Below are 15,187 nucleotides of genomic sequence, written 5' to 3' on the forward strand. Positions count from 1 at the left end.
GGTCGTCCTTTGGGGAAAGGAGCTCTCTCATGACCGGAGAACATCGAATCGTCGTGCTCGGTGCGGGGTACGCCGGATTGGCGGCGGCGAGGCAGGCGGCGCGGGCGCGCGGCGTACGCGTCACCGTGATCGATACGCGCACAGAGCTGGTGGAGCGGGTGCGCCTGCATCAGCTGCTCGCCGGTCAGCAGATCCCGCGATGGAACCTGCGAGAGATGCTGGAGCGCAAGGGTATCGAGTTCGTCCAGGGGCGGGCGACCGGTATCGACACCGCCGCCCGCCAGGTGCGGTTGGAGGATGCGCCGCCGGTCTCCTATGACTCGCTCGTCTACGCGCTGGGTAGCGTCGCCGATCTCGGCGGCGTGCCCGGAGTCGCCGAGTACGCCCACTCGGTGGCGACGCCGGAGGATGTGCGGCGAGCGTCCGACCTGTCCGGGCGGGTCGCGGTGGTCGGAGGCGGTTCCACCGGTATCGAGACCGCCACCGAATTGGCCGAGGCCCGACCGGATCTCACGGTGCTGCTGGTCAGCGCCGAGGAGCCGGGAGCCTGGCTGTCGGAGAAGGCCCGCACCCACATTCGCGAGGTGCTCGACCGCCTGGGCGTCGAGGTGCACGCCGGTGCGAAGGTCGCCGAGGTCACCGCCGACGGTCTCGAGCTGGTCGGCGGCGCAGGTCTGGCCGCCGAAACAGTCCTCTGGACAGCCGGATTCGCGGTCCCGGAGCTGGCCGCCCGCTCGGGTCTGGCCGTGGATCCCCGCGGCCGGGTCCTGGTCGACGACGAATTGCGCTCGCGCTCGCATCCCGAGGTGTACGCCGTCGGCGATTCGGCCGTCATGACCGGTCCGGAGGATCGTGAATTGCGCATGGCGTGCGCCACCGCACTGCCTGCGGGCAAATATGCCGCGACCGCCCTCACCGCGCGTCTTGCCGGAAAGGCGCCCGCGCCCCGGCGTTTCCGCTATGTCCTGCAGTGCGTGAGCCTGGGCCGCCGCGATGCCGTCGTGCAATTCGTGCACGCCGACGATGCACCCGCCCGCACGGTCCTGACCGGTCGTACCGCGGCCTGGGTCAAGGAGCAGATCGTGCGCACCGCGGGTAGTGCGGCGCGGCCCTGAGTCGGTCCACGGAAATCGTCAACTAAGGGTTGACCATCGTTAGATGGTCAACCTACAGTTGACGCATGACAACTCCCTTTCGCCTCGACGATCTGATCGACGGCATCAAGAAGGCCCGTCCCGACAACACCCTCGAGCAGCTCTCCGACGCCGTGGTCGCCGCGGATCACCTCGGTGACCTGGCCGATCACCTGATCGGCCACTTCGTCGACCAGGCCCGCCGATCCGGTGCCTCCTGGACCGATATCGGCCGCAGCATGGGCGTCACCAAGCAGGCCGCGCAGAAGCGCTTCGTCCCCAAGGGGCCGGGCGATGCCGCCGACGCCGCGGCGCTCGATCCGAGCACCGGTTTCGCGCGCTTCACGCACCGGGCCCGCAGTGTCGTGATCGCCGCGCAGGAGGAGGCCCGCAACGGCAGCAATGCCGAGATCGTCCCCGAGCACCTGGTCCTCGGTCTGCTGCGCGAGCCGGATTCGCTTGCCGTGCAGGTTGTCAAGGCCAAGGGTGTCGGTGTGGACGCGGTCCGCCGGGTCGCCACCGCCGCCCTGCCCGCCGCCGCGGAGAAGATTCCGGCCCTGATTCCCTTCGATTCTCAGTCCAAGAAGGTCCTGGAGTTGACCTTCCGTGAGGCACTTCGCCTGGGCCACAACTACATCGGCACCGAGCACCTGCTGCTCGCGCTGCTGGAGGTCGAGGCCGGGACCGGCGTGCTCTCCGGCCTCGGCCTGGAGAAGGACGCGGTATCGGCGGACCTCGGGGAACTGCTCGCGCAGTTCGCGGACCCCGCAGCTGACGCGCAGTGAACCCCGCCTCACGTGTCCCACTAGCCACGGCGGATACCATGTGGGCATGGCGGACGACGAAGGTTCCGACCTAGTTGCAGGGGAACGCCGCGCAGATCTGGTGCGCGCGCTCTCCTATGTCTCCACCGAAGAGGCGCCGGACGGCGGGTTCATCGTGAACGGTGACCTGCCCCCCGACGTGGCTCCGGTGTTCGTCCGCGCCATCATGCGGATCGAGGCGGAGTTGCTGTTGAACGACGCCGAGCTGGTCAATATCGATCAGGGTGAGCCGCGAACCCCCGAGGAGCGCCGCACCGATGCGCTGATTGCGCTGCTACTGCGGGTGGATGACCGCCTGGTGCGCTGACCCCCGACCTTGCACTCCCGGTGTGTGAGTGCTAGAAATGGCTTGGCACTCCTGACCTGTGAGTGCTAGGTCGGGACGGTGAGGCCCCTATGGTCGTCCGTCGCGGGCACCGCGCCTGGCCAGATCGTGTCAATCCCCTGATCTGGAGGATCTCAACGCAATGGCCAAGACAATTGCGTACGACGAAGAGGCTCGCCGCGGTCTCGAGCGGGGTCTGAACGCCCTGGCCGACGCTGTCAAGGTGACGCTGGGCCCGAAGGGCCGCAATGTCGTGCTGGAGAAGAAGTGGGGCGCCCCCACCATCACCAACGATGGTGTCTCCATCGCCAAGGAAATCGAGCTCGAAGATCCGTACGAGAAGATCGGCGCGGAGCTCGTCAAGGAAGTTGCCAAGAAGACGGACGACGTCGCTGGCGACGGCACCACCACCGCCACCGTGCTCGCCCAGGCGCTGGTACGCGAAGGCCTGCGCAATGTCGCGGCCGGTGCGAACCCGCTGGGTCTGAAGCGTGGCATCGAGAAGGCCGTCGCGGCCATCACTGCCCGCCTGCTCGAGACCGCCAAGGAGGTCGAGACCAAGGAGCAGATCGCTGCCACCGCAGGTATCTCGGCCGGCGACTCGTCCATCGGTGATCTGATCGCCGAGGCCATGGACAAGGTCGGCAAGGAAGGTGTCATCACCGTCGAGGAGAGCAACACCTTCGGTCTCCAGCTGGAGCTCACCGAGGGCATGCGCTTCGACAAGGGCTACATCTCGGGTTACTTCGTCACCGACCCGGAGCGTCAGGAAGCGACCCTCGAGGATCCGTACATCCTGCTCGTCGGCTCGAAGATCTCGACCGTCAAGGACCTGCTGCCGCTGCTGGAGAAGGTCATCCAGGCCGGCAAGCCGCTGCTGATCATCGCCGAGGACGTCGAGGGCGAAGCCCTTTCCACCCTGGTGGTCAACAAGATTCGTGGCACCTTCAAGTCCATCGCCGTCAAGGCGCCGGGCTTCGGTGACCGCCGTAAGGCCATGCTGGCCGATATCGCCATCCTCACCGGTGGCGAGGTCATCAGCGAAGAGGTCGGCCTGTCCCTGGACACCGCCGGCATCGAGCTGCTGGGCACCGCCCGCAAGGTTGTCATCACCAAGGACGAGACCACCATCGTCGAGGGTGCCGGCGACCCGGAGGCCATCAAGGGCCGCGTGGCGCAGATCCGCACCGAGATCGAGAACTCGGACTCGGATTACGACCGTGAGAAGCTGCAGGAGCGCCTGGCCAAGCTGGCCGGCGGTGTTGCGGTGATCAAGGCCGGCGCTGCGACCGAGGTCGAGCTCAAGGAGCGCAAGCACCGCATCGAAGATGCCGTGCGCAACGCCAAGGCTGCCGTCGAAGAGGGCATCGTCGCCGGTGGCGGCGTGGCTCTCGTGCAGGCCGCCCCGGCGCTGGACGAGCTGACCCTCACCGGTGACGAGGCCACCGGCGCGAACATCGTTCGCGTCGCGCTCTCGGCTCCGCTGAAGCAGATCGCCTTCAACGCGGGCCTGGAGCCCGGCGTTGTCGCCGAGAAGGTCTCGAACCTTCCGGCCGGCCACGGCCTCAACGCCGACACCGGCGAGTACGTCGACCTGCTGGCCGCCGGCGTTGCCGACCCGGTCAAGGTCACCCGCTCGGCCCTGCAGAACGCGGCTTCCATCGCGGCTCTGTTCCTCACCACCGAGGCCGTCGTCGCCGACAAGCCGGAGAAGGCCGCCCCCGCGGGCGACCCGACCGGTGGCATGGGCGGCATGGACTTCTGATCCCCCGGATCTGAGTCCGCGTCGAACCGATTCGGTTCTCGCAGTACACAACCGAAGGCCGGTCCACCCCCTGGGTGGGCCGGCCTTCGGCGTTGAATGTCAGTGGCGTTCTGTCGGACCTTCCCGCTACTGTCACAACCGGTTTCATTCGCGAAACCGTTTCTGATGGGGAGTATCTCGAATGTTTGGAATGGGCAAAATCGCCCTGGGGCTGGCGGCTGTCTCGATGATGGCCGGTGTGGTGGCAGGCGCGGGATCCGCGAGCGCCGAAGCGGGACCGGATGGACGTCTCTACGGTTCGATCGCGCTGCTGCAATGGGATGACAACACCGAGAACTGGTCTGCCGCATACAACTACCCGAACTGGGCAGAGGCGGATCGGGATGCACTGAACGACTGCGGCGACCCGGAGTACTGCCACATCGTGGTGCGTTTCGTCGACGGCTGCGGCGCCATCGCCAAGACGTCGGATTCCGACTCCCGGTACTTCTGGGCCTCGGCGCCCACGCGTTTCGAGGCGGAGCGGCAGGCGCTGTCGCAGGCGTTCCGGCCGTCGTCGCTGAGTGCGTCGGGTGGGCCGGGCATCCTGGTCACGTCGAAGTGCACGGATAACGCGAGCTGATCCACGGCTCCGTAGCTGGATGACGCGGGCCGGTCCACCCTCACGGTGGGCCGGCCCTTGTGGTTTCGCGGGCTCGCCTATGTGGGGGAGTCAGGGCCGGGGATGTCGTTCGGAGAGTGTGGCCGCCGCATCGATGGGCCGGACGCCGACGAGTTCGGCGGCCGCCGCAATGGCGGCGCGGCAGGCCGCATCGCTGTACGGGGCAGGGGCATAGAGGAGTTCGACCAATTCGATGGCGGCGATCGCCTGGTCTCGGGTCAGCAGCCGGCCCGGGAGCCAGCTGACGCGCCACTCCGCGTGCTGCGGGACGGCCTCCGCTGTCCGCGAGATGTCCTGCGCGTGTGGGGGGATGGACGCGTTGTGCTGATGGCCGGGGAGTCGCTCTGCGAACTCGTCGAGGATGCCGGTGGTAATCGACCAATCGCAGACGTACACGCCCTCTAGGGTGCGCTTCGGCGGTCCGCGACCAAGACCATTCGTTCGGATTGCCGGGTTCAAGCCCCTGACCAGCCGATTTGACTTCATTCGTAGCGACACGTAACTTAGTTCGAGTCAGAGCGACACGGACACCGACCCGGAGCCTTAACGGCCTGGGAAACGAGGTTGTACGAGGAGCGCCCGACAGTCGCACTAGCTCTCCTGACCAGCGGATTTGGTTCTGCTGTGCGGTAAGAGCTAAGCTGTAAAAGTTGCCTCAGAGACCGACCGGGACAAAGAGCCCGCGAAGTTCTGTGTGCGTGTGTTCTTTGAGAACTCAATAGTGTGTCGATGAATGTCAGTGCCAATTATTTAATTGGTTCCGGCTTCTCATACCCCCCGGTTGAGAGGTCGGACATTTAGTCAGCAAATACTTTTTGCTGGCGTTTTGTTTTGCCATGGTTTTCGGACTCTGGTTAATTCTTCTGATTGCATCCTTCGGGGTGTGGTTGAGAGTCTTCAACGGAGAGTTTGATCCTGGCTCAGGACGAACGCTAGCGGCGTGCTTAACACATGCAAGTCGAGCGGTAAGGCCCTTCGGGGTACACGAGCGGCGAACGGGTGAGTAACACGTGGGTGATCTGCCTCGCACTCTGGGATAAGCCTGGGAAACTGGGTCTAATACCGGATATGACTTTCGGATGCATGTTCGAGGGTGGAAAGATTTATCGGTGCGAGATGGGCCCGCGGCCTATCAGCTTGTTGGTGGGGTAACGGCCCACCAAGGCGACGACGGGTAGCCGACCTGAGAGGGTGACCGGCCACACTGGGACTGAGACACGGCCCAGACTCCTACGGGAGGCAGCAGTGGGGAATATTGCACAATGGGCGAAAGCCTGATGCAGCGACGCCGCGTGGGGGATGACGGCCTTCGGGTTGTAAACCCCTTTTGACAGGGACGAAGCGCAAGTGACGGTACCTGTAGAAGAAGCACCGGCCAACTACGTGCCAGCAGCCGCGGTAATACGTAGGGTGCGAGCGTTGTCCGGAATTACTGGGCGTAAAGAGCTTGTAGGCGGTCTGTCACGTCTTCTGTGAAAACTTGGGGCTCAACCTTAAGCTTGCAGGGGATACGGGCAGACTAGAGTACTTCAGGGGAGACTGGAATTCCTGGTGTAGCGGTGAAATGCGCAGATATCAGGAGGAACACCGGTGGCGAAGGCGGGTCTCTGGGAAGTAACTGACGCTGAGAAGCGAAAGCATGGGTAGCAAACAGGATTAGATACCCTGGTAGTCCATGCCGTAAACGGTGGGTACTAGGTGTGGGTTTCCTTCCACGGGATCCGTGCCGTAGCTAACGCATTAAGTACCCCGCCTGGGGAGTACGGCCGCAAGGCTAAAACTCAAAGGAATTGACGGGGGCCCGCACAAGCGGCGGAGCATGTGGATTAATTCGATGCAACGCGAAGAACCTTACCTGGGTTTGACATACACCGGAAAGCTGTAGAGATATGGCCCCCCTTGTGGTCGGTGTACAGGTGGTGCATGGCTGTCGTCAGCTCGTGTCGTGAGATGTTGGGTTAAGTCCCGCAACGAGCGCAACCCTTATCTTATGTTGCCAGCGCGTCATGGCGGGGACTCGTGAGAGACTGCCGGGGTCAACTCGGAGGAAGGTGGGGACGACGTCAAGTCATCATGCCCCTTATGTCCAGGGCTTCACACATGCTACAATGGCCGGTACAGAGGGCTGCGATACCGCGAGGTGGAGCGAATCCCTTAAAGCCGGTCTCAGTTCGGATCGGGGTCTGCAACTCGACCCCGTGAAGTTGGAGTCGCTAGTAATCGCAGATCAGCAACGCTGCGGTGAATACGTTCCCGGGCCTTGTACACACCGCCCGTCACGTCATGAAAGTCGGTAACACCCGAAGCCGGTGGCCTAACCCTTGTGGAGGGAGCCGTCGAAGGTGGGATTGGCGATTGGGACGAAGTCGTAACAAGGTAGCCGTACCGGAAGGTGCGGCTGGATCACCTCCTTTCTAAGGAGCACATCTCCACGACTCTTCACACAGGTGAATGACGTTGTGGCAGAGACCGTTTCGGAAACACATGTTTTCCGGCGGACGCTCATGGGTGGAACACTGACAACCTCCTCGCAATCGGACAGTCCCTAGTGGCTGGCCGGCGAGTGATATATCGGCACACTGTTGGGTCCTGAAAGAACAGACGTAAGTCTTTCTTTCCAGGCAAGATAACGACAAAATCTGGTCCGCAACATACCGGGCGACTCTTACCGAGTTTCTGCTGGTGTCGCAATCGAGATCGGGTTTTGTGTGTTGTTTGAGAACTGCACAGTGGACGCGAGCATCTTTGTTAGTAAGTGTGTAAGAGCGTACGGTGGATGCCTTGGCACCAGGAGCCGATGAAGGACGTAGGAGGCTGCGATAAGCCTCGGGGAGCTGTCAACCGAGCTGAGATCCGAGGATGTCCGAATGGGGAAACCCAGCACGAGTGATGTCGTGTTACCCGCGCCTGAATATATAGGGCGTGTGGAGGGAACGTGGGGAAGTGAAACATCTCAGTACCCACAGGAAGAGAAAACAACAGTGATTCCGTGAGTAGTGGCGAGCGAAAGCGGAAGAGGCTAAACCGTGTAGATGTGATAGCCGGCAGGCGTTGTCTATGCGGGGTTGTGGGGCTCATTTTCTTGGTTCTGCCGAACTGAGCAAGAGTCAGAAAAGATCGCGTTAGTCGAATTGGTCTGGGACGGCCAACCGTAGACGGTGAGAGTCCGGTAGACGAAAACGCGTTCTCTCTTGTAATGAGTACCCGAGTAGCAGCGGGCCCGTGAAATCTGCTGTGAATCTGTCGGGACCACCCGATAAGCCTGAATACTACCTGGTGACCGATAGCGGACTAGTACCGTGAGGGAAAGGTGAAAAGTACCCCGGGAGGGGAGTGAAATAGTACCTGAAACCGTGCGCTTACAATCCGTCAGAGCCTTCGCACTTCGGTGTTGTGGGGTGATGGCGTGCCTTTTGAAGAATGAGCCTGCGAGTCATCGGTGTGTGGCGAGGTTAACCCGTGTGGGGTAGCCGTAGCGAAAGCGAGTCCGAATAGGGCGCCCTTCAGTCGCACACTATGGACCCGAAGCGGAGTGATCTACCCATGGCCAGGGTGAAGCGACGGTAAGACGTCGTGGAGGCCCGAACCCACTTAGGTTGAAAACTGAGGGGATGAGTTGTGGGTAGGGGTGAAAGGCCAATCAAACTCCGTGATAGCTGGTTCTCCCCGAAATGCATTTAGGTGCAGCGTCACGTGTTTCACACCGGAGGTAGAGCTACTGGATGGCCTAGGGGGCCCACAAGCTTACCGAAGTCAGCCAAACTCCGAATGCCGGTGTGTGAGAGCGTGGCAGTGAGACTGCGGGGGATAAGCTTCGTAGTCGAGAGGGAAACAGCCCAGATCGCCGGCTAAGGCCCCTAAGCGTGTACTAAGTGGAAAAGGATGTGGGGTCGCGAAGACAACCAGGAGGTTGGCTTAGAAGCAGCCACCCTTGAAAGAGTGCGTAATAGCTCACTGGTCAAGTGATCCTGCGCCGACAATGTAGCGGGGCTCAAGTACACCGCCGAAGCCGCGGCATTCACACATTATCCCGCCTTCGGGCCAGGAGTGTGGATGGGTAGGGGAGCGTCCTGTAGCCAGGGAAGCGGCGGAGTGATCCAGCCGTGGAGGCTATGGGAGTGAGAATGCAGGCATGAGTAGCGAAAGACGAGTGAGAAACTCGTCCGCCGAATGACCAAGGGTTCCTGGGCCAGGTTAATCCGCCCAGGGTGAGTCGGGACCTAAGGCGAGGCCGACAGGCGTAGTCGATGGACAACGGGTTGATATTCCCGTACCCGTGTATCCGCGCCCAATGGCGAATCTAGTGTGCTAACTGTCCAAAAGTTTCCTTATCGAGCCTTCGGGCGAGAGGGGGAACGGCTGCACAGGACCCTGCTGGTAGTAGTCAAGCGATGGGGTGACGCAGGAAGGTAGCTGGGCCCGGTAATGGTTGTCCGGGTGTAAGCCTGTAGGGCGTTGTGTAGGCAAATCCGCACAACATGTAGCCTGAGAGGTGATGCGTAGCCGATTGAGGCGAATTCAGTGATCCTATGCTGCCGAGAAAAGCCTCTAGCGAGCTGGTACATGGCCCGTACCCCAAACCGACACAGGTGGTCAGGTAGAGAATACTAAGGCGATCGAGATAACTGTGGTTAAGGAACTCGGCAAAATACCTCCGTAACTTCGGGAGAAGGAGGGCCTTGTCTGGTGAACGGACTTGCTCCGGGAGCTGGGTGAGGTCGCAGAGACCAGTGAGAAGCGACTGTTTACTAAAAACACAGGTCCGTGCGAAGTCGTAAGACGATGTATACGGACTGACGCCTGCCCGGTGCCGGAAGGTTAAGAGGACCGGTTAGCCCTTTGGGGCGAAGCTGAGAATTTAAGCCCCGGTAAACGGCGGTGGTAACTATAACCATCCTAAGGTAGCGAAATTCCTTGTCGGGTAAGTTCCGACCTGCACGAATGGCGTAACGACTTCTCAGCTGTCTCAACCACAGACTCGGCGAAATTGCATTACGAGTAAAGATGCTCGTTACGCGCGGCAGGACGAAAAGACCCCGGGACCTTCACTATAGCTTGGTATTGGTGTTCGGTACGGTTTGTGTAGGATAGGTGGGAGACTGTGAAGCGGGCACGCCAGTGTTCGTGGAGTCATCGTTGAAATACCACTCTGATCGTATTGGACTTCTAACCTCGGACCATGATCTGGTTCAGGGACAGTGCCTGGTGGGTAGTTTAACTGGGGCGGTTGCCTCCCAAAATGTAACGGAGGCGCCCAAAGGTTCCCTCAGCCTGGTTGGCAATCAGGTGTCGAGTGCAAGTGCACAAGGGAGCTTGACTGTGAGACCGACAGGTCGAGCAGGGACGAAAGTCGGGACTAGTGATCCGGCACCGGCAAGTGGAAGCGGTGTCGCTCAACGGATAAAAGGTACCCCGGGGATAACAGGCTGATCTTCCCCAAGAGTCCATATCGACGGGATGGTTTGGCACCTCGATGTCGGCTCGTCGCATCCTGGGGCTGGAGTAGGTCCCAAGGGTTGGGCTGTTCGCCCATTAAAGCGGCACGCGAGCTGGGTTTAGAACGTCGTGAGACAGTTCGGTCTCTATCCGCCGCGCGCGTCAGAAACTTGAGGAAGGCTGTCCCTAGTACGAGAGGACCGGGACGGACGAACCTCTGGTGTGCCAGTTGTCCTGCCAAGGGCACGGCTGGTTTGCTACGTTCGGAAGGGATAACCGCTGAAAGCATCTAAGCGGGAAGCCTGTTCCAAGATGAGGTTTCTCACCCCCTCGAGGGGTTAAGGCCCCCAACAGACCATTGGGTTGATAGGCAGGAACTGGAAGCCCGGTAACGGGTGCAGGTGACCTGTACTAATAGGCCGAGGACTTACCAACAAAGAAGCTACGCGTCCACTGTGCGGTATCTGAAACAACACACATTGTGTTGGCGGATACGAACGGGGCTGTGCCCCTTTCGAATCCCCGGCACGTGTGGGGAGTTTCGGGGGCTATGCCCCCGTACCCCCTTGGTTTCATAGAGTTACGGCGGCTATAGCGGTGGGGAAACGCCCGGTCCCATTCCGAACCCGGAAGCTAAGGCCACCTGCGCCGATGGTACTGCACTCGACAGGGTGTGGGAGAGTAGGACACCGCCGGAACATCATTCGCAAAACCCCCAGCCTTCGGGCTGGGGGTTTTGTCGTATCCGGACACCCTTCGCACCGATTAATTCGGTTTCGCCGATCGACGGGGTTCCGTACTCTCACAGGAGATCTCGTGCCGAATGGCACGCGGGACATCCAGGAGGGAGACCGTGATGCGTGACGCACGCACGCTTGTCGCTCCCCGCCCTCGCTTCGAGGTGATCCTGGTGTCCTCGCCGGCTCGGTGCCGGCTGCGCGGCCGGTACTGAGTTACCCGGGCGACCTCTCTCGTCGTCTCGGGAATCGCGCTGTTCTGTTCAAGGACCAGCACGAAGGACTGACGACCATGCGTACCAATGCTTCTCGGCAAGCTCTGACCACTGTTCGCAACCTGGGCATCCTCGCCCATGTCGATGCGGGGAAGACGACTGTCACCGAGCGCATGCTGTTCCTCACGGGGATGACCCACAAGCGTGGTGAGGTGCACGACGGGACCACCGTCACCGATTTCGATCCGCAGGAGCGGGAACGCGGGATCACCATTTTCGCCGCGGCGGTGGCGTGCGAGTGGGCCGGGCATCGGCTCACTGTCATCGATACGCCTGGGCACGTGGACTTTTCGGATGAGGTCGAGCGTTCGCTGCGGGTGCTCGACGGTGCTGTCGCGGTTTTCGATGCGGTGGCCGGTGTGGAGCCGCAGAGTGAATCCGTGTGGCGGCGGGCGGACCGGTACGGGGTGCCGCGAATTGCGTTCGTGAACAAGATGGATCGGGTCGGCGCCGATTTCGGGATGGCCGTGGACTCCATTCGGGAGCGCCTGCATGCGGTGGCGCTTGCGGTGCAGTTGCCCATCGGGGCCGAGGACGGATTCGCCGGTGTGGTCGATCTGGTTCGTATGCGCGCGCTGCTCTGGGTGGCGGGTGCGCTGACCGTCGCTCCGATTCCGGAGGAGCTGTCGGAGACTGCTCGTCGGCATCGGAGAGCACTGGAAGAGGCTGTGTCCGAGCGGTATTCGGCGGCGCTGGACGAGTTCTACGCGCGGTCGGCACTGTCGGACGAGACCTTGGCGGCGGCACTGCGCGCGCTCACCCTCACGGGCGAGGTCGTGGTGGTGCTGTGCGGTGCGGCGTACCGGAATATCGGGGTGGAACCGCTGCTGGATGCCGTGGTGGCATACCTGCCTTCGCCGTCGGATCGACCTCCGGTGCGCGGCGAGGGCTTCGAGCTCACCGCGGATCCGGCGGAATCCCCTGTGGCGCTCGTATTCAAGGTGCAGGCGACCGGTACCGGGCGACTGACGTTCGTGCGTGTATACGCGGGCACGCTGCGGAAGGGCGCGTCGGTGCTGGATGTCGGCGCCGGGCGCATCGAGCGGATCGGCCGCATCCTGCGGGTGCAGGCCGACCGGCACGAGGAACTGGAGGAGGCCGTGGCGGGTCAGATTGTCGCCGTGATCGGGCCCAAGTCCGCGCGACCCGGGGCGACGCTGTGCGCACCGGAGACTCCGGTGCTGCTGGAGCCGCCGACCGTCAGTGATCCGGTGGTATCGGTGGCGGTCGAGGCCCGCACCGCGGCCGATGCCGAACGGCTGGCGACCGCGCTGGGTCACTCTCACCGACGGTGCGACCCATCCGGTCGACTCGTCGGAGCGGGCTTTCCGTGCCGCGGGGCGGCTCGCACTGAGAGAAGCGTTGCGCGCCAGCGAGATGGCACTGCTCGAGCCGCTGCTCGAGCTGACCGTCACCGCTCCCGAGGAGTCGCTCGGCGCGGTGCTCGGTGATCTCGCCGCTCGCCGCGGCCGGGTCCTGGATTCGGTGGCCCGGGGTGGCACCGTGGTCGTGACGGCGTCCGCGCCGTTGGCCGAAGTGTTCGGGTACGCAACGCGTTTGCGCAGCCGGACCCAGGGGCGCGGGACCTTCACCAGCCGCCCGCTCGGATATGAGCGGGCGTCGGTGCGGTAGTAGCTCAGGTCCTGACCCGTGCGGGTGCGGGCCGGACATCGGCCTGGTCTCCGCTGGGCCGGGCGTCGGACCCGCCCGGCTCGGCTCGCCGCGTACGGCCGGGTGGCGAGGTATAGAGGTGGCTGGTCCGTGCTGTTGCGGACCAGCCACTTTCTCGTCTCCGAAGGGCGCCGCGATTCAAGGGTTGATTGTTGTCGCAACTACAGTTACTGTTGTCGCAACAACGAAAATGCGAATGAGATCCAGGGGCAGTCATGATGTACTCGTTCATCGAAGAAGCCGTGATCAAGGGTGATATCGACCAGGTCTGGGCGGTGGCGACCGATGTGGCACGCTGGTCGGAGTGGGATCCGCACGAGGAGCAGTCGCGGATCGACGGACCATTCCAGGTGGGAACCACCGGGTGGGTCAAGCCGAAGGGCGCTCCGCCCGGACCGTTCACGATCACGGCGGTCGAGCCGGGTAGATCGTGGACCAGCGAGGCGGGCATCCCGTTCGGGAAGCTGCGCGGGCAGCGCACCTATGAGTCGCTCGGCGATGGCACGCTGCGGGTGTCCGAGCGGGTGGAGGTCCACGGCCCGTTCGGACCACTGTTCAAACTGATCTGGGCGAAGGCGATGCGGGCGGATATGCCGCTCACCTTCGCGGCATTGGAGAAGGAGGCGCTACAGCGTGGCTGAATCATCGGACGGACCTCGCGGCATCCCGCGGGGTCCGCTCATGAGCCCGGGGTTCTGGCTGCACCACGCCGCGCTGGAGTGGCGGGCGACGCTGGAACGGAATCTGCGGCCGCTCGGGTTGACGCCGACCCAGTTCAATCTGCTGGCGTCGGCGGGCTGGCTGGGCCGGCAGGGTGAGCTGCCGACCCAGCAGCAGGTGGCCGATATGTCCGGGGCGGATCGGATGATGGCGTCGAAGGTCATTCGGGTACTGGAGGAGCGCGAGCTGCTCGCCCGCCGCGCGGATCCGGTGGATGCCCGCGTGCTGCGCATCGAAATCACCACTGCTGGACGTGAATTGGTGGGCAAGGGTGTGCAGATTGCCGTCGATACCGATGCGCAGATGTTCGGACCCGCCGGTGAGCAGCTGCGGGAGCAATTGAAACCTATTGCCGCGCACCGAATTCCGGACTGAACTGCGCCGACCTCCGAGTTGCCCCACCCTCGACGTTGAGCTACTCGGTGCCGGGCGCTGAGTTACTCCACTCCGGACTCCGGACGCTGAGCTACTTCGGCGCGCCGGCTGGGCCAGTCTGGGGCGGACTCGACGAGGATGGCGCGGGTGTAGAGCAGGTCGAAGCCGCTGCGCTGGGCGTTCTGGACGAATCCCTCCTCGGTGCCGAGCCGGGCGCTCGCTGCCGCGCCGCCGGTGGCGATCAGTTCCGTCTCGACCTGTTCGATGCGCGCGCCGATCTCGATGCCGCAGAACAGGGATCCGCGATCACTTGCCATGGCGATAAGCCTAGTTCGAGGTCGCAACCGGTTTCTTGCGGCGAACGGCGTATCCGTATGGTCGGGGCGTGGCCATTGATCGTGCGACCGCCGTTCCGAACGAACTTGTTGTCGGGTTCGACCTGGATATGACGCTGATCGACTCCCGCCCCGGCATTGCCGCGGTGTGGGATGCGGTGGCCGCCGAGACCGGTGTGCCGATCGATTCCGAGCTGGTGGTGTCGCGGCTCGGTCCGCCGCTGGCGGTGGAGGCGGCCGAATGGTTCCCGCAGGACCGGGTGCCGGAGGTGGTGGCCATGTATCGGCGGTTCTATCCCGGACTCGCGGTGGAGCCGAGCGATCATCTGCCCGGTGTGGTCGATGCGCTGGCCGCGGTGCATGCCGCCGGCGGGCGGGTGCTGGTGATCACCGCCAAGAACGGCCCGCACGCGCAATTGCATCTCGATCATCTCGGTCTCGAGGTCGATGATCTGGTCGGCGGCGCATGGGCGGAGGAGAAGGGCGAGGTGCTGCGCGAGTACGGCGCGTCGATCTATGTGGGCGACCATCTCGGTGATGTGCGCGCCGCGAAGGTGGCCGATGCCTACTCTGTGGCGGTGACGACCGGTCCGTATTCCGCCGAGGAACTGTCCGCGGCGGGTGCGGATATCGTCCTCGCCGATCTCACCGCATTTCCGGCCTGGCTGGCCTCCCACCTGGCACGATAGCCGCCACACCAGCGGCGAGACCGCCTGCGCAACAGGCGATTCGTCCCATTTTTCACATCGCCTTGATTCCAAGGGTTCTCGGCCCATTCTCGCGTCGCTACATTTGCCCCCACGGTCACGAGTATCAGCATGTTCGAGCCCCGGCTCGCTGATCGGCGACCCTCGCACAGCGGTGGGGTGCCCCGGACGTCACCCTCTGGGAGATCCAGACGCCACTGCTGGACGCGTACCTGATCGACGA

11 protein-coding genes, 3 rRNA genes, 2 pseudogenes and 1 riboswitch are annotated in these 15,187 nt (G+C 63.1%); of the genes and pseudogenes, 14 read left to right on the forward strand and 2 right to left on the reverse strand.

Annotated features, from left to right (window positions below; all coding sequences use genetic code 11):
- Positions 1-29: 29 nt before the first annotated feature.
- The 5 genes from OG716_RS33540 to OG716_RS33560 all read left to right on the forward strand — a co-directional run bounded on the left by OG716_RS33540 (position 30) and on the right by OG716_RS33560 (position 4,669).
- Complete coding sequence (locus OG716_RS33540) at positions 30-1,115, forward strand: NAD(P)/FAD-dependent oxidoreductase (protein WP_405134407.1); 1,086 nt, start codon at positions 30-32, stop codon at positions 1,113-1,115.
- 65 nt (positions 1,116-1,180) lie between these two features.
- On the forward strand, positions 1,181-1,918 hold the full coding sequence (locus tag OG716_RS33545; RefSeq protein WP_405134408.1) for a Clp protease N-terminal domain-containing protein: 738 nt from the start codon (positions 1,181-1,183) through the stop codon (positions 1,916-1,918).
- Positions 1,919-1,964: 46 nt separating this feature from the next.
- Positions 1,965-2,264 (forward strand): hypothetical protein, encoded by a 300-nt coding sequence (locus tag OG716_RS33550; RefSeq protein ID WP_327142573.1) that lies wholly within the window; start codon positions 1,965-1,967, stop codon positions 2,262-2,264.
- Positions 2,265-2,424: 160 nt separating this feature from the next.
- A complete protein-coding gene (groL, locus tag OG716_RS33555) occupies positions 2,425-4,047 on the forward strand; it encodes a chaperonin GroEL (protein ID WP_327142572.1) in 1,623 nt (540 codons plus the stop codon).
- A 190-nt stretch (positions 4,048-4,237) separates the two neighbouring features.
- Positions 4,238-4,669 carry a DUF4189 domain-containing protein gene (locus OG716_RS33560; protein ID WP_405134409.1) on the forward strand — a complete coding sequence of 144 codons (432 nt, stop codon included), beginning with the start codon at positions 4,238-4,240 and terminating at the stop codon, positions 4,667-4,669.
- A 90-nt stretch (positions 4,670-4,759) separates the two neighbouring features.
- On the opposite strand, the gene OG716_RS33565 is transcribed toward OG716_RS33560, so the two are convergent.
- Complete coding sequence (locus OG716_RS33565) at positions 4,760-5,104, reverse strand: hypothetical protein (protein WP_405134410.1); 345 nt, start codon at positions 5,102-5,104, stop codon at positions 4,760-4,762.
- A 501-nt stretch (positions 5,105-5,605) separates the two neighbouring features.
- Here OG716_RS33565 and OG716_RS33570 point away from each other — a divergent pair.
- From OG716_RS33570 to OG716_RS33605, 8 genes and pseudogenes are all read left to right on the forward strand, one after another.
- A 16S ribosomal RNA gene (locus tag OG716_RS33570) occupies positions 5,606-7,122 on the forward strand.
- Between the two features lie 335 nt (positions 7,123-7,457).
- Positions 7,458-10,579, forward strand: a 23S ribosomal RNA gene (locus tag OG716_RS33575).
- A 146-nt stretch (positions 10,580-10,725) separates the two neighbouring features.
- Positions 10,726-10,842: ribosomal RNA gene (gene rrf / locus OG716_RS33580) — 5S ribosomal RNA — on the forward strand.
- The 16S, 23S and 5S rRNA genes sit together here, the layout of an rRNA operon.
- Before the next feature lie 331 nt (positions 10,843-11,173).
- A pseudogene (locus OG716_RS33585) lies at positions 11,174-12,259 on the forward strand (GTP-binding protein); the annotation flags it as partial.
- A gap of 145 nt (positions 12,260-12,404) precedes the next feature.
- Positions 12,405-12,485, forward strand: a pseudogene (locus tag OG716_RS33590) (hypothetical protein); the annotation flags it as partial.
- A gap of 48 nt (positions 12,486-12,533) precedes the next feature.
- On the forward strand, positions 12,534-12,788 hold the full coding sequence (locus OG716_RS33595) for a hypothetical protein (protein ID WP_405140091.1): 255 nt from the start codon (positions 12,534-12,536) through the stop codon (positions 12,786-12,788).
- A 254-nt stretch (positions 12,789-13,042) separates the two neighbouring features.
- Positions 13,043-13,468 carry an SRPBCC family protein gene (locus tag OG716_RS33600; protein WP_405134411.1) on the forward strand — a complete coding sequence of 142 codons (426 nt, stop codon included), beginning with the start codon at positions 13,043-13,045 and terminating at the stop codon, positions 13,466-13,468.
- Positions 13,461-13,922, forward strand: a complete 462-nt coding sequence (locus tag OG716_RS33605; RefSeq protein WP_405134412.1) for a MarR family winged helix-turn-helix transcriptional regulator — start codon at positions 13,461-13,463, stop codon at positions 13,920-13,922. Before OG716_RS33600 ends, OG716_RS33605 begins: the two co-directional genes overlap by 8 nt.
- Positions 13,923-13,984: 62 nt before the next feature.
- Here OG716_RS33605 and OG716_RS33610 read toward each other — a convergent pair whose 3' ends face one another.
- Entirely contained in the window at positions 13,985-14,239 is a 255-nt protein-coding gene (locus OG716_RS33610) for a hypothetical protein (protein ID WP_405134413.1), read from the reverse strand.
- A 68-nt stretch (positions 14,240-14,307) separates the two neighbouring features.
- Here OG716_RS33610 and OG716_RS33615 point away from each other — a divergent pair, with 68 nt between their 5' ends.
- Positions 14,308-14,946, forward strand: a complete 639-nt coding sequence (locus OG716_RS33615) for an HAD family hydrolase (RefSeq protein ID WP_405134414.1) — start codon at positions 14,308-14,310, stop codon at positions 14,944-14,946.
- A gap of 113 nt (positions 14,947-15,059) precedes the next feature.
- A riboswitch (SAM riboswitch) is annotated at positions 15,060-15,166 on the forward strand.
- The last annotated feature ends 21 nt before the right edge of the window (positions 15,167-15,187 follow it).

The organism is Nocardia sp. NBC_01388, assembly GCF_045040085.1.
GTDB lineage: Bacteria > Actinomycetota > Actinomycetes > Mycobacteriales > Mycobacteriaceae > Nocardia.

Excerpts from the sequence above, each read along its gene's own strand:
- OG716_RS33540 (WP_405134407.1), top strand. The coding sequence starts at position 30 with ATGACCGGAGAACATCGAATCGTCGTGCTCGGTGCGGGGTACGCCGGA.
- OG716_RS33545 (WP_405134408.1), top strand. The coding sequence starts at position 1,181 with ATGACAACTCCCTTTCGCCTCGACGATCTGATCGACGGCATCAAGAAG.
- OG716_RS33550 (WP_327142573.1), top strand. The coding sequence starts at position 1,965 with ATGGCGGACGACGAAGGTTCCGACCTAGTTGCAGGGGAACGCCGCGCA.
- groL (WP_327142572.1), top strand. The coding sequence starts at position 2,425 with ATGGCCAAGACAATTGCGTACGACGAAGAGGCTCGCCGCGGTCTCGAG.
- OG716_RS33560 (WP_405134409.1), top strand. The coding sequence starts at position 4,238 with ATGGGCAAAATCGCCCTGGGGCTGGCGGCTGTCTCGATGATGGCCGGT.
- OG716_RS33595 (WP_405140091.1), top strand. The coding sequence starts at position 12,534 with ATGGCACTGCTCGAGCCGCTGCTCGAGCTGACCGTCACCGCTCCCGAG.
- OG716_RS33600 (WP_405134411.1), top strand. The coding sequence starts at position 13,043 with ATGATGTACTCGTTCATCGAAGAAGCCGTGATCAAGGGTGATATCGAC.
- OG716_RS33610 (WP_405134413.1), bottom strand. The coding sequence starts at position 14,239 with ATGGCAAGTGATCGCGGATCCCTGTTCTGCGGCATCGAGATCGGCGCG.